Genomic DNA, 14874 nt, shown 5'->3' on the forward strand with positions numbered 1-14874 from the left:
TTGCCAAAAATTCAATACTCCATACTGTGATTAATGTAAATAACATCTCCGTTTCATTTGGCGGAACCACCCTATTTAGCGACGTAACCTTTTCGATAAACGAAAACGATAAGATAGCCCTTATGGGTAAAAATGGTGCAGGCAAGTCGACCATACTAAAAATCATTGCCGATGTGGCTAAACCTACTTCTGGTAACGTAACTGGTCCAAAAGATGCAGTGATAGCCTATTTGCCACAGCATTTGCTTACGCAGGATAAAGTAACCGTTTTTGAAGAAACGATGAAAGCTTTTGCTGAGGTAAACCAGATGCAAAAAGAACTAGATGAACTGAATGAGCAATTAACTGTTCGTACCGATTATGATAGTGATGACTACATGAAGTTGATCGAACGGGTATCGGAACTGAGCGAGAAATTTTATTCGATCGAAGAGATCAATTATGATGCAGAGGTAGAAAAAGTATTGAAAGGTTTAGGTTTCGAGCGTAAAGATTTTACCCGTCAAACCTCAGAGTTTTCTGGCGGATGGCGCATGCGCATTGAGTTAGCCAAAATTCTGTTAAAGAAACCAGATTTGATCTTATTGGATGAGCCTACCAATCACATGGATATTGAGAGTATCCAATGGTTGGAAGATTTCTTGATCAACTCGGCAAAAGCGGTGATGGTGATCTCTCACGATCGTGCCTTTGTAGACAATATTACCAATAGAACCATTGAGGTAACTATGGGCAGGATATACGATTACAAAGCCAAATACACCCATTACCTTCAATTGCGTGCCGACAGACGTGTACACCAATTGAAAGCTTATGAAGAGCAACAACGTTTTATTGCAGACAACCAAGAATTTATAGATCGATTTAGAGGAACCTACTCTAAAACCCTACAGGTACAGTCGAGGGTAAAAATGCTCGAAAAATTGGAGGTTATTGAGATCGATGAGGTAGATACTTCGGCCTTGCGATTGAAATTTCCACCATCGCCACGTTCTGGTCAATATCCGGTAATTGTTGAAGAACTTACCAAAACCTATGGCGACCATGTGGTGTTCAAAAAAGCATCAATGGTAATTGAACGAGGAGAAAAAGTAGCTTTTGTGGGCAAAAATGGCGAAGGTAAATCGACCATGATCAAAGCCATCATGAACGAAATAGATTTTGAAGGAAGTTTAAAAGTAGGCCACAATGCTAAAATTGGATACTTTGCCCAAAACCAAGCTGCATTGCTTGATGAGAATTTAACCGTATTCGAAACCATTGACCAAATTCCACTAAGTGATGGGAGCATAAAAATCAAAGACCTTTTAGGTGCCTTTATGTTTAGTGGCGATGATACTACAAAAAAAGTGAAGGTACTTTCTGGTGGAGAGAAAACCCGTTTGGCGATGATCAAGTTGTTATTAGAACCAGTAAACCTGTTGATACTGGATGAGCCAACCAACCATTTAGACATGAAAACCAAAGACATTATTAAAGATGCCCTTAAGGATTTTGATGGCACTTTGATTCTGGTATCCCACGATCGTGATTTCTTGGATGGATTGGCAAAAAAAGTATTCGAATTTGGCAACAAACGTGTTCGCGAGCATTTTGAAGACATCAAAGGGTTCTTGGCCTACAAAAAGATGGATAGCTTAAAAGAAATTGAACAAAGTTAGAATAGACGCCTATTTCAATAAGTAGCTATTTAAGTATACTTACTAAAGCCTTCGAGAAATCGGAGGCTTTTTGTTTTGTCAATTTATCTCCAAGACCTCAATTATTGCAACAAGTCTTGCTATGCACTACCTATATTTGTGAATAACAACTATAAGTAGCGTAAATACAACTAGAAGTATGCTGCTTTTTTCGATTCTGGAAATATACCCAGATACTTTTGCTGTGTCGAAAAAACAAATAAAAAGACAGTAGCTATGTTAAATACAAAAATGATTGGCAATAAAATTGCCGAAGCAAGAAAGAAAACAAATCTATCTCAAGCACAACTTGCTCAATTTCTATTTATCAGTCCACAAGCAGTTGGAAAATGGGAAAGAGGAGAATCTAGTCCAGACATCATTACTTTTAACCGACTCTCGGAAATTCTGGGTGTAGACCTGAACTATTTTTCAGAAGATTTCCAAGCTGTGGATGATGGATTGCCTTTTAAAACACCCATTGTTAGTATTGACGATATGGAGCAAACCATACCAGAAGTGACCAAACTATCCAATAATCAGGAACGCCAAACCCACATCAACCTCAGCGCAGTTGATCTGCAAAAAAGTGATTTCGCAGACGTTATTTTACAAAAAGGAAAATTCAAAGCCAGTTTATTGTATGAAGCCAACTTTACCGGTGCCGATTTAACAGGTACCTCTTTTGAAGTATGCGATGCACGTAAGGCTAATTTTGACAAGGCAACACTCACAGACTGTAGCTTTTCTATTACCGACCTCACAGATGCAAGCTTTTACAAAACTATTCTGGTAAATACCAATTTCAACAAGTCTTCATTGGTTGGAACAAAATTTACAGATGTAGAATTAACAAACGTGAAATTGACCATGACCGACCTTAAAGAAACAATTTTTACGAACTGCATTTTTAATGGAGTAGACTTCAAATATTCCGACTTGCGTGGAATGCACTTTGATGGCCATGCCTTTATCGGTGTCCATTTTGATCAATCTGCACTAGATAACGTTTCATTTGCCGGAGCAACACTCAGAAATGTATCATTCAAAATGCCTTTTTCTATCACAAACAAAGCTTATCGTGCCTTTAAAACAGTTTGTTTTGATGGTGCAATAATGGATAAATTAACCTATGCTGCACTTCAAGGCTTAAGGGTTGCCGACTTATCAAAGGTTACACTTATTTAAATCAGATGAATTGCCTTCTCCATATTTTTAAGTCTCCACAACCCTTACAAAAACCTCTTTATGCAAGTAGAGCGGTTTTTTGTTTAAAAAACGACCACCAACGGGCAACAGCATTTTTCAATTCATTATAGTCTGGGTCATTTTCAGCAACCCAGACAACAATTCCATCTGGGCGTATCAGTAAGGCGCTGAAGCCTAATTGATCTTTTACCTTAGCAGAAACATACTTGATTCGATCATCATAACTATGCATTAAAGTCTCAAGTGAATCATTTCCCTCAAAATCAAGCAAAATCCCTTCACCTTTGTGCATTAACGCTCCAATCGTTGTTCCATCTTCGAACTCAAAATTCGGAACGCTATGCCCTATTAAAGGGTGGCTGCCACCAAGATTGTAGTGGGTAAAAATACCCCATACTCTAGCTGCAAAATAGGTAGCACCATCAGTTGTATGCACTAGGTCGCGAACAATGGCATTCAGTGCAGAAATAGCGGGGTCTGGTTTCATAATGGCTACCTGAGCTCTAGACCAATTTAAAACCTGCGCACCAATTGGGTATCGCTCGGTTTCATAGCTATCCAATAAGCCTTTAGGTGCTTGCTTGTGGATGGTTGTGGCAAGTTTCCAACCCAAATTCATGGCATCTCCTAGTCCAAGGTTAAGTCCCTGGCCTCCCAATGGCGAATGAATATGGGCAGCATCGCCAGCTAAAAACACTCGTCCATTGCGGTAAGTGGTAGCCTGCCTTGCTCGGTCTGTCCAGGTGGTTGCAGTATGCAAAGTGTTGATGGTTACGTCGGTGTTCGAGATGCGGCGTAATACCTCTTGCACGTGTTGGAGTGTGATTGGTTTTTCTGAGCTGTGAAATTCCCCACCATCAAAATCCTGTATCATTACATAACCGGGTTGCGATTGCAAGTACATCCCCGTTGGTGTTTGGTTACGGCCTGGAAGTAGTTTTTCCGGATCGGCAATAGCAATGTGGGTGCTGTAACCTGTAAATTCTGGCTCTGTACCAGCAAATTCAAAACCGCCCATCTTGCGCACCATGCTCCTACTCCCATCGCAACCCACTAGCCATTTACCTTTAAAAAATCGGTCTCCAGAGTGAACAGTTACCCCATCTTCAGTTTGCTGAAAATTGCTAAGGGCAAACCCACGCTCAATTTGAACTCCCAAAGCTACTGCTCTACGGGTTAATATGATTTCTAATTCTTCTATTGTAGAGATCAAACTGGTAGCTATTGAGCTTGGTAAACGGTAAGGCCACTGTGCAGTATCAATATCACCAGCATAGAAAGGAATGCCAGCGAAGTGCCCTACCTGACGCTTTGCTCCTTCTCCAGCATTTTGATGCGGATTTTTAAGATGTTGATGTACCTCTAGTTCATTGAGCAATCCACGTCGATAAAGTGCTTCAATAGTAGGTGCAGAAAGTCCACGTATACCAAAAGGAAGTTGCTTTAAGGGCGAATATGGATTTTCTGTCTTTTCTAAGATCAGTACTGAACATTTGGCCAAAGCCAACTCGCAGGCTAGGAAAAGCCCTACGGGTCCGGCGCCAGCAATGATCACATCATAAATAGTATGGTTTTGTATTATTTTTTTGTTTGCTTGTGTAGGTTTCATATCAAATAATGGAAACCCAAAATTCTACAATACCCTTGAACTAGGCTTGTACAAATGCGACAAAATCGTGGTTTATTGCCTCTTTCTTTACCTTTCTAGCAAATGCCGCTGGTGTGCTACCACTGTAGCGTTTAAATTCTCTACTTAAATGAGATTGATCGGTATAGCCAAATTCATGAGCCAAACTGGCAATATTAGAATTTGGGTAAAGCCATAACTGATTTCTAACCTGCTCAAAGCGCATCAGCGCAGATACATCTTTAACCGTATGACCAGAAGATTGTTTGAAGTTTCTTTCTAGTGTACGAACCGTTGCATGAGCCGCCGCTGCTACCTGACTTACCGGAATAACGCCATTTGCTTTCCGCATGGCCACTCCTGCTTTAAACAACATACTATGAGGGTTAACCTTTAACCTTGCATTTAGGAAATACTGTTTGACTTCAACTATCGCTTCGGCTATCCTACCTGCATCAACAAGCTCTTTCAACAGCGGTTGGAGCTGGGCAATAGGGTGCTCAAATAGGTGCAAACTATCCTTACCTGACGGTAGGCCAAGCAAATCGAACACCGTCCACGGAAAGCATCGAATACCAATAATCTCTAAACGATTCTTCGCATAAAAAAGAGCAGGTTGATTGAGCAAGCCTATCATAAACGGCGATGGCAATAATTGCAAGGTTCCATCATAAGAAATGCTACAATTCCCTCCAAAATGAAAAATAATTTCAGCGTAACCATCTGGTACTACCTCAAAACTCGTTTGTTGTGCTCCAAATTCCTTACTGTTGTACCAAAAACATCTAATGGTATCTCGTAGCGCTTCAGGGGCTTCAAATTCTTGATGCTGCATATTGAAAGATAGCACATTTGGAGCATAAGCATACCAGAAAGATGAAAAATGTATGGTCTACCCTCATCTTTAATCAATCTTCTGTTTTTACAGCAAGATCATCGAATTCATCTGTACCAAAGCTAAAATTGAGCATTTCTGCACATCTTTAGCAATTGATAAGGGATAATTTTGATCAATTTTCAATCCGCATTTAATTGTAAAATGCATTAACACAAAAATCTATGAAATCAATTCAAAAAAAATTATCCATCGTATTAACCGTATTGGCTTTAACTACAATGTATGCTTGTAAAAAGAAAGAAGGCAGTTCATCTGGAAACTCTGATGAAGCGGCCGCAGCAAGAGTAGTAGGAACCTATAAAGGAACCATTGATATCACAAGCCAAGAATACTTTAATGCCACCATTGTAATTACCAAAGAAAGTGGCAACAAGGTAAAAATTGCAGCTAAATCTGGCGAAGCCTATTCTAATGTAGCCACCAAAATTATCGCCATTAAAGCGATTCTAAATTCTGATGACGCAGAAGCTATTTCATCACCAGAAGGGGTAGTTGTATACCAACACTCTGAAAAAGCAATCAGGATCGTTACTCAACCTACAGCACAAGGTGAGGTTACCTACATTTTTAGAGGAACAAAACAATAACCATTTAATTTAGGCTATTTACATCTCAATGGATGTAAATAGCTTTTTAAAGCTACATTTCGATTTTATACCTGCTCCATTTTGAAATCACGGGCAGTAGCCCATTTTACCATTTCATCAAGCATTGGCCTTAGCTGTTCGCCATCGGCACTTAAACTATAGGTTACAAAAGGAGGCACTACATTTTCAGCCTTTCTAATCACCAATGTATCTTCTTGCATTTGCTTGAGGTGTTGGATCAACATTTTTTCTGTAATTGCCGGAATTAACCTTTTCAATTCACTGTATCTTTTTGGGCCACTCATTAAGTGAAAAAGTATAATCGGTTTCCAATGACCTCCCAACTTGCTCATTACATAACTGATAGGACATAAAGCCACGTTTGCCTTTTTATTGCTATTTAATGTTGAATTTTCTTTGATGGCTGTCATGATACATACTTTAGGGTAAGTACTTGTATAAAAGTAAGTACAAATATAACTTTGCTATTAGAAAAAAATAGCATAATCATGAAAATAATTTTAACCGGTTCTTTGGGCAATATCAGCAGACCACTTGCCATTAACCTCATTTCACAAGGTCATCAGGTAACGGTGATCAGTAGCAATAATGAAAAATCAGCCGAAATCACAAATCTAGGCGCAGTACCAGCTATCGGCTCAGTAAGCGACGAAGATTTTTTAACTACAACTTTTAAGGGTTCAGATCTGGTCTACCTCATGGTACCCAACGATCTAACTGCAAGTGACCTTAAAGCACATATCAAAAAAACTGGCGAACATTATGTAAATGCCATCCAGAAAGCCAACATTAAGAAAGTGGTCTTATTAAGTAGTATTGGTGCACATCTTGATGCAGGTACAGGCCCGATTGCTGGTTTGGCTGCTGTTGAAAAACTATTTAGAAAGCTTAGCGATATCGATATCCTTTTCCTTCGCCCTGCATACTTCTATAATAACTTGTACGGCAATATAGATATGATCAAACATATGGGCATTATTGGGGGTAATTATGGTGCAGCTCAAGAAATTGTATTGGTAGACCCACAAGATATTGCCAGTATTGCAACAGATAAAATTAATGAGGGTTTTAACGGACACCAAACATTTTATATTGCCAGTGATAGACGTACCTTAAAAGAAGTTGCCGAGCAGCTTGGGCAGGCCATTGGAAAACCAGAACTACCATGGATAGAGTTTGACGATACCCAATCGTTTGATGGAATGTTACAAGCTGGATTATCTGAAGATATGGCCAGAAACTATGTAGAGATGGGTAACGCCGTTAAGAGCGCTATACTTTGGGAAGATTTTGATTTGAACAAAGCTGTGCCCCAAGGCAAGACCAAATTAGAAGATTTTGCCCTAAAATTTGCCGCTGCTTATAATGGGTAATGAATGTAATTAAATAACATAGATAAGCCTTCGATGTGTCGGGGGCTTTTTTATTTCCAAAACTTATCGTTGAAATTAATTTAAAATTTCTTTTTTACACTGCCATAGGGTTGTCAGTAAGGCCTGTTATTTTTGAGTATATTCAATCAGTATTCACCTAAATAAAAAATAAGATGACCAAAGGAAATGTACTACGAGGCTTAGCCACCATCAGCTTTTATGCTGCAGACCATGCCGCTGCAAAAAAATGGTATACCGAATTATTGGGCATGGAGCCTTATTTCAATGTACCAGGTTATGCAGAGTTTCGCATTGGCGATTACCAGCATGAGTTGGGCTTAATTGACAGTGCTTATGCACCAGAAGGCGCAACAAAAGGTCCGGCAGGTGCCATAGCTTATTGGCATGTTGATGATTTAAAAGCTACGCTTGATCATTTAATTACTTTAGGCGCAACAGCGTACCAACCTATTACCGACCATAGTGGGGGGAGTGGTAGTTTTGTTACCGCTTCGGTAGTTGATCCTTTTGGCAACATATTGGGCATTATGACCAACAAACATTATCTAGAAATTTTAACCCAAAAAGCATAGTGATGGAAATGAAAGACGGAAAACCAGCTGTTTATGCACCAACTAGGGCAGAATGGCGTACTTGGTTAACAGAAAATATTGAAACAGAAAAATCGGTTTGGTTGATCCAATACCATAAAAAAAGCAAGGTAGAAAGTGTCAACTACAACGATGCGATGGAAGAAGCCGTATGTTTTGGATGGATAGACAGCAAGGCAAAAAAGAGAGATGCTGAAAGCTTTTATTTAACCTTTACCCCACGCAATCCAAAAAGCAAATGGAGCGAACCAAACAAAGAACGTGTGGCTAGAATGGAAGCAAAAGGATTGATTATGCCACATGGGCAACGCACGATTGACATTGCCAAAAATACAGGCAAATGGGACCATTTAATGGTAGAAGCCTAGACCAACACAGTAACCAGATCTTTGACAAAGGTTTGAAGATCTGGTTATTGACCTGTGTATGATCGCAATTAACTACAGTTTTTCTATAAAATCAATAGAAATGCCTATAAAACAATCGTCTGCGCAATTGTTCTCCACATAACCACAAGAAGAGATCATGCCGTTATTTTTGGCTTCAAAAGATGATTTGGCATCCTTTCTTTTGAGGAGCCAATCGGTTTTGGCTTTTTCATAGATCTCATCTAAAGTTAAGGTTTTTGCGCCCTCTTGATGTGAATTTAAGTTTTCTTGACTTTCTTCCCATTGTGCGTAAACCACCATTGCATTTGTTGTACGATTGATCCTCTTTTCAACATAAGAACGTCCAATAACTTTACCATTTTTTACGGTAATGATGGTTTCAGTCTTAGCCCCTCCCCATGATACTGTTATTGTTTGATAACGATAAGAATTGTTGCTACTCGATTTGAAATTTAACCAAGTTTTGAAACTTTTGTTAAAATCATTTTCTTGAACAAGATCGCTTTTCTTGCAAGCCGTAAATAGCGTAGCAATCAGTAATAAGATAATAAAGTAAGGGTTTCTTTTCATCATATGTTGTTTATAGCCTAAACGAGTAAAATACATTTTACGCTACAGTTAATAAAGATATTTAATTTATGTAGAATGTTCAGTAAATTTGGGTATGATTAAATTTGCCTATACCATCCTCTATGTGAAGGATGTTACCCAATCTATCACTTTTTATGAAAATGCTTTTGGTTTTAAACGAAAATTTATTTCGCCAGATCATGAATATGGGGAGCTAGTTACTGGAGATACTGTACTCTCTTTTGCCGCAATAACGTTAGCAAACACTAATCTTTCTGATGGATTTGTAGAAAGCAGTACCAAAGGAAAACCATTTGGTATAGAGATTGGCTTTGCTACCGAAAATGTACCAGAAACTTTCGACAATGCCATTAAAGCCGGAGCCATTGCGGTTGAAAAAGCAAAAACCAAACCATGGGGCCAAGTGGTGGCTTATGTAAGAGACCCTGATGGTTTTTTAATAGAGCTCTGTACCCCAATGGGCTAATGCAATTAGTTTTTGCTAAAGGATAGCGATACACCATCCTTTAGCAAAAACAATTAAAATTTATAGCTGTATCCGATACGGAATACTTGTGTTTCTAAATAATCGGTACTCTTTAAGGTAAATCCATTACCCTGTATTTCTCTTTTAATTTTTAAGGTATTGAGGATATCCGTTCCGTTTAAGAACAATTCTCCCTTCCCTTTTTGAATTTGTTTTTTAAAGCCCATATCCATTGAAAACCTTGCTCCTATGGTACCCTGTGGCACAATGTCTTTAGCCAGATAAACAGCAGAGAGTTGGAACTGTGTTTGTTTTGGCAATTTGAACATTCCATTTACTTTTGCGTTACCAGAGGTTATTTTTTCCTCGCCCATCTGATAAACTGTAGGCACCGGGTATTTATTTGTAATGCTAAAAGCTTTAATGGTATTCTGGTAAACGGCTACACTAGCATTGAAAGAGAACCAACTAGTAAGTTCTTGTTGTAACATCAATTCTGCTCCGGTATTGTAACTTCTACCTGCATTCTGAAAGATATTGTAAAGGATGGTGCTTCCCGGAACAGCTGTTGCAATTCGGGTAATGGTAGCATCAATCTCTTTATGGTAAAGTGAAGTAAAGATACTGCCCTTTTTCCAAGTTAAACGATGGCCCAGTTCGTAAGTATTGGTAAACTGCGGACGCAATGTAGGGTTACCTACCTTAAGCAATTCGGGTTCATCGTACTTAGGAAAAATACGGATATCTACTTCATTCGGTCTATCTACTCTCCTGTTAAAGAAAACCGATAGCTTATTTTGATCGTTTATTTTATAGGCAAAACGCAAGTTTGGAAATGGACGAGCATAATCGTAACCATCGCTTTGATAAGTGTTATGATTGGGGTTCACATCATATTGAACTTTTACATATTCAAACCTTAAGCCCGCCTCTAATTCGAAATGATTGCTCTCTAAAATATAATTGGCATATACCGCAGGGATCGTTTCTTTATAGTCTGCCCAACCACCTGCATTTACATCTATTGGTGAGTTTAGCCCAGGAAAGAACTCCATATTAGTTGGAATTGTCCTTCTTCTCAACTTTAATCCAGTTTCAATTCTACCCTGTTTCAATGGCTTAATGTAGTCGAGGTTAAAATCTGCCACATGCTCATCAGATAACAGTTTGAAAGAATCTTCTCCTGTAAAAGTGGGCATGATATTGGTAAAAAAGTACTTTTCGTCTTCTCTGTGCCAAGTATAATTGAAACCAGCGTTTAACAAGTGCCCCGGTTGTTTAAATTTATGCTGATAAATGGCAGAGCCTGTTGCAGTGTATTTTACCTCATCTTCTAAAAACTGCCACAACCTTAAACGTTGAGAAAAATTGCTGTTGAAATAAGGAATATCGCCTCTATCCAATATTTTCTCTCTATTGAAGTAACCAGAAATGGTAAAAGAATTTTGTTCATCTGGGTTCCAATCTATACCTGTTTTTACCGTGGTGTAGGTAGTGGTACGATTTCGTTTCACTTGTTGGTTAATTATCGTTCCATCGGCATAGGTTCTGGTAGCAAACTCATTTCTGTTGAGGGTTTGTGTATACAACCAATCGCCCTGCAAAAAAGTATTGAGTTTATTTTTTCTGTAATTGACAGAGATAGATGGATTTATTTTTGGCGTAGCCTGATATTGTGGTCTAATTGTAGGCAAGTTTTCTTGTCTCACCCAAAGCGCACCTAAACCTGTGGTGAGCCCAATTTTGCCATTAAAACCTTCTTGTTTATTTTTCTTGTAAATGATATTGATAATCCCGGCATTTCCATTGGCATCATATTTTGCAGAGGGATTATTGATAATTTCAATTCGTTCTATGGCAGAAGCCGGAATATTGTCTAAACCTGTTTGTGTACCAAAACCAGTCATTGCATTTTGCCTTCCATCAACCAATACGGCAACTTTATCATTGCCCCTCAATTGGATTTTACCATCTTGTATGGTTACACCTGGCAGGTTTTGCATGGCCTGTAAAACTGAACCTCCTGCTTGGCTTACATTATTGCTTAAAGTAAAGGTCTTTTTATCCATTTGTTCTGATAATCCATCTGCACTTTTAGCAGTGACCGTAATTTCGTTGAGGCTTTTGGCATCTTCAGTTAAAATAATTTCCCCCAGATCTAAAAAGGCATTTAAAGTTCCGATGGTCATTTCTTGTGTTTTATTCTGGTGCCCGATGGAAGAAAAAGCGATGGTATAAGTTCCACTTGCGATATCGGCCAATTTGAAACGGCCTTCTTCATCTGTAATGGTACCGGCAATAAATTTTTGGTCGCTTTTATTTTTTATGACCACATTGGCATATGGAATAATATTTTTTGATTTTCCATCTTTCAATATACCGGAAATTGTTGCTTTAAAAGTCTGTGCTTCTACTTCCATGGCAGAAGCGAACATTAAAAATAGGATGAGCGTAACATTTTTCTTAAGTTTCAACATAATATATTCATTTAAAGAGTTTAAAGTGTATTGTCAAAAGTGAGGTCTTTCTTTTTCTTTACGATCCCAAAATTATAGCTCATACCAATGTAGGCAATCCTCGAGTTGCTTCGGGTAAACACATGCTGCGTTAACATCGGGCTACTTAATTCGGCTTCTTGTCTTTGGGTTTTAAACACATCAGAAACGGTTAAATAGATAGACCCTTTCTTTTTAAGGATTTCGTGCCTAGCACCAAAATTGAGCACAAAACTTGGCAGATATTTGCCTTGGGGTGTTAAACGTGCAGATTTATAATTAGAATTGACCTGTACAACCGTGCTTTTGCTAACTGTATAGCTCGAGTTGAAATTGGCACTCCATGTAAACGTATTTCTTTTGCTGCTGTAGCCCAAATTAGACGCATCAATCTGACTGTAAAATGCATTCGGCGTAAAATTGATGTTCACCTTATCATTCAAATTTGCAGAGAAAACCACATCGGCACCGATAGCTTGATCATTGGCTAGATTTTGTTGTGTAGTAATTAAAGTTGTGCTATTTAAAGGAGTGGTAATGGAAGTAAAACCATTGTACTTATAACGGTAATAGATACCTGGTAAAATACTAAAATTGTCATTTTTCCATTGATAGCCCAGCTCTACAGAATGGATAATCTCTGGCAAAAGGTATGGATTACCTACCCTGATATTTGTAGGGTCTGCATATTCTGCAAATGGGTTAAGGTCATCGCCCTCAGGTCTGCGCACCCTGCGGCTGTAGTTCAACTGCAGTTGTCTGCTATCTGTTAATTTATACGACAAATGTAGTGTTGGATAAACCTTAAAATAATGATTAGGGATGGTTACATCGGTGGTAATGAGATGAGAGTTCAGATCTGCATACTCTCCTCTTAACCCCAACATTAACCCAAATTTTTTCCATGATTGTTCAATGGTACCATAAATTGCATGGATATTTTCATTATAGATAAAGCGATTGGTTTTTGCCTGATCTGTGATAAATCTTTGTTGACCATCATCGTACGCTTCGCCAAAGAAGTCCATATCGTGTCTGCTGTATTGCCCATCGTAACCTAGTTCTAACTTGGTATTTTCTGAGATGGGGTTTTCGTAAGCCAATGTCAATTGTTGGTTATCGGCAATCTGTTTGATAATGGTATTGTCTAACTGGTTAACATTGCTCGGAAATTTATAAACATTGGTATAACGGTTATCCTCTACCTCTGGCGAATGCGCAGCATTAAATTCTAACCTGATTTTGTGGTCTTCTTTTTTGAAATTGTGCTCAAAGAAAAAGGTAGCATCGGCTTCTCTTTCGTATTCGTAGTTTTTGCGGATCCGTTGATAATCTGAGACTAGACCGTTGCTGTTGCTCACCATTTTAAGGGTAAGGTCATTCTTGTGCATGTTACGGAAATAATAGTTTCCAGAAATACCAATGGTATTCTTATCATCAATAGCATATTCTAAGCCTAGTGTTGCCGTATTAGAAAAGGGTCTTGAACTGGCACTGATCTCGTCTTGATAATAACTTGATGTCCGACTGGTAGGATCTACCTGCGTTCTGTTATTGGTGGTTTGCCTTAACCGATAATCTTGCTTGATGCTGTAACTCCCAAATAAATTCACTTTACCTGGCTTATAATTCAGGTTAATACTAGTATTGTAGCGTTCTTGATTGCCAATATTAGCGGTAACACCGCCATTTAAACCATTTTTACTGTTCTTTTTTAGTACAATATTGATAATGCCTCCGGTACCATCTGGTTTATATTTAGCAGATGGATTGGTAATTACCTCTATTCTGGCAATGCTATTTGCTGGAAGCTGTTGCAAAGCTGCAGCTGCATTTTTGCCCATAATGGGCGAAAGTTTTCCGTTGATCAATATCATTGCAGAAGAATTTCTGAGACTAACATTGCCATCAATATCAACCTGAACCAAAGGTACATTTTGTAATACCTCGCTTGCTGAACCTGATTTTGCCATTACATCTTGATCAACATTATACACTTTACGGTCTATAGAATTGCTGTACAATTGCTTCTTAGCCGTAACCTCAACTTCTTTTAAAATTTTGGTGTCGTTTTTTAGTGTAATGTTTAAGGCTAGCTTTTGATGGCTTTGGTCTACGATTAATGCAGCCGATTTAAAGACTTGGTAACCTACAAAACTTGTTTGGATGTAATAACTTCCATCTGCAACACCTGTAAACCTATAATTTCCTTTTTGATCGGTTACTTCCTTCTTGATTACAGCATTGCTTTTCAGCTCTCTCAACTCTAGCGTTACAGATTCTAAATTTAAGTTGCTGGCCTGCTCTTTAACCACGCCAACAATCTCTCCTTTTGATTGTGCAAAAGCTGGTAGGGCGAACATTAAACTGATAAATACTGTAATTAATCTAACTAGGGGCTGCATAAAATTATTTTCTGCATAATTAGTGTTCAATTCTGTAGCATTCTTGAAGTTTGCAAAGCAGAGCAACAGATTGCATCAATTTTTAGAATTATTTTAAATTATATCATAAATGTTATAGTGAATTATCATTTTTTGTTGCAACTTTGATGCAATTGTGAAAGTCACCCTAAACACTTTTTTCAAAACCCTGATCAGGCAATGCTTCGGCATGGCCCTGTTATTGGTATTTGTGTTTTTCCAATGGTTTCAATTTCACCACCACCATCCATCTTTTGGTACGAGCACACAAAGCTCAAAAAATGCCCAGCTTTATCAGAAATGTGAAGTCTGCGAATTTGTACTGAGCAAGGAGAATAGTTGCATTACAGTCTCTAGCTTAAGTGCCCCTACACCTACCTCTTTTATCCTTATTGCAATTCAATTTCTTCCCTATCAATTGGGAAAAACAAATTTAGTTGCCATACCTCTTGACAATAAGGGTCCTCCTTTGGCCTAATCATTCTCACCGCAACGCATGGGCGTT

The 14874-nt window shown here is 38.5% G+C and carries 14 protein-coding genes; 8 read left to right on the top strand and 6 right to left on the bottom strand.

The window, feature by feature from the left end:
* Window positions 1-26: 26 nt before the first annotated feature.
* Both AQF98_RS04960 and AQF98_RS04965 read left to right on the top strand, forming a co-directional pair.
* Window positions 27-1661, top strand: coding sequence for an ABC-F family ATP-binding cassette domain-containing protein (locus AQF98_RS04960; protein ID WP_055130822.1), 1635 nt, complete (start codon window positions 27-29; stop codon window positions 1659-1661).
* Between the two features lie 255 nt (window positions 1662-1916).
* Window positions 1917-2867, top strand: a complete 951-nt coding sequence (locus tag AQF98_RS04965; RefSeq protein WP_055130823.1) for a pentapeptide repeat-containing protein — start codon at window positions 1917-1919, stop codon at window positions 2865-2867.
* Window positions 2868-2925: 58 nt separating this feature from the next.
* On the opposite strand, the gene AQF98_RS04970 is transcribed toward AQF98_RS04965, so the two are convergent.
* Window positions 2926-4497 carry an FAD-dependent monooxygenase gene (locus AQF98_RS04970; RefSeq protein WP_055130824.1) on the bottom strand — a complete coding sequence of 524 codons (1572 nt, stop codon included), beginning with the start codon at window positions 4495-4497 and terminating at the stop codon, window positions 2926-2928.
* Window positions 4498-4537: 40 nt separating this feature from the next.
* On the bottom strand, window positions 4538-5350 hold the full coding sequence (locus tag AQF98_RS04975) for an AraC family transcriptional regulator (RefSeq protein ID WP_055130825.1): 813 nt from the start codon (window positions 5348-5350) through the stop codon (window positions 4538-4540).
* 224 nt (window positions 5351-5574) lie between these two features.
* Between AQF98_RS04975 and AQF98_RS04980 the strand changes: the two genes are divergently transcribed.
* Window positions 5575-6000, top strand: a complete 426-nt coding sequence (locus AQF98_RS04980) for a hypothetical protein (RefSeq protein ID WP_055130826.1) — start codon at window positions 5575-5577, stop codon at window positions 5998-6000.
* 65 nt (window positions 6001-6065) lie between these two features.
* Here AQF98_RS04980 and AQF98_RS04985 read toward each other — a convergent pair whose 3' ends face one another.
* Entirely contained in the window at window positions 6066-6431 is a 366-nt protein-coding gene (locus tag AQF98_RS04985) for a helix-turn-helix domain-containing protein (protein WP_055130827.1), read from the bottom strand.
* A 78-nt stretch (window positions 6432-6509) separates the two neighbouring features.
* Here AQF98_RS04985 and AQF98_RS04990 point away from each other — a divergent pair, with 78 nt between their 5' ends.
* The 3 genes from AQF98_RS04990 to AQF98_RS05000 all read left to right on the top strand — a co-directional run bounded on the left by AQF98_RS04990 (window position 6510) and on the right by AQF98_RS05000 (window position 8373).
* A complete protein-coding gene (locus tag AQF98_RS04990) occupies window positions 6510-7394 on the top strand; it encodes an NAD(P)H-binding protein (RefSeq protein WP_055130828.1) in 885 nt (294 codons plus the stop codon).
* A 173-nt stretch (window positions 7395-7567) separates the two neighbouring features.
* Entirely contained in the window at window positions 7568-7987 is a 420-nt protein-coding gene (locus AQF98_RS04995) for a VOC family protein (RefSeq protein WP_055130829.1), read from the top strand.
* 2 nt (window positions 7988-7989) lie between these two features.
* Window positions 7990-8373 carry a YdeI family protein gene (locus tag AQF98_RS05000; RefSeq protein ID WP_055130830.1) on the top strand — a complete coding sequence of 128 codons (384 nt, stop codon included), beginning with the start codon at window positions 7990-7992 and terminating at the stop codon, window positions 8371-8373.
* A gap of 72 nt (window positions 8374-8445) precedes the next feature.
* On the opposite strand, the gene AQF98_RS05005 is transcribed toward AQF98_RS05000, so the two are convergent.
* On the bottom strand, window positions 8446-8967 hold the full coding sequence (locus AQF98_RS05005; RefSeq protein ID WP_200911842.1) for a hypothetical protein: 522 nt from the start codon (window positions 8965-8967) through the stop codon (window positions 8446-8448).
* Window positions 8968-9058: 91 nt separating this feature from the next.
* Between AQF98_RS05005 and AQF98_RS05010 the strand changes: the two genes are divergently transcribed.
* Window positions 9059-9451, top strand: coding sequence for a VOC family protein (locus tag AQF98_RS05010; protein WP_055130831.1), 393 nt, complete (start codon window positions 9059-9061; stop codon window positions 9449-9451).
* A 53-nt stretch (window positions 9452-9504) separates the two neighbouring features.
* Here AQF98_RS05010 and AQF98_RS05015 read toward each other — a convergent pair whose 3' ends face one another.
* Together AQF98_RS05015 and AQF98_RS05020 are read right to left on the bottom strand one after the other, a co-directional pair.
* Entirely contained in the window at window positions 9505-11928 is a 2424-nt protein-coding gene (locus AQF98_RS05015) for a TonB-dependent receptor domain-containing protein (protein ID WP_082434907.1), read from the bottom strand.
* A 20-nt stretch (window positions 11929-11948) separates the two neighbouring features.
* Window positions 11949-14381 carry an outer membrane beta-barrel family protein gene (locus AQF98_RS05020; protein WP_055130832.1) on the bottom strand — a complete coding sequence of 811 codons (2433 nt, stop codon included), beginning with the start codon at window positions 14379-14381 and terminating at the stop codon, window positions 11949-11951.
* 178 nt (window positions 14382-14559) lie between these two features.
* Here AQF98_RS05020 and AQF98_RS05025 point away from each other — a divergent pair, with 178 nt between their 5' ends.
* Window positions 14560-14847, top strand: coding sequence for a hypothetical protein (locus AQF98_RS05025; protein ID WP_055130833.1), 288 nt, complete (start codon window positions 14560-14562; stop codon window positions 14845-14847).
* Window positions 14848-14874: the final 27 nt, after the last annotated feature.

This window comes from Pedobacter sp. Hv1 (genome assembly GCF_001412215.1).
Classification (GTDB): Bacteria; Bacteroidota; Bacteroidia; order Sphingobacteriales; family Sphingobacteriaceae; genus Pedobacter.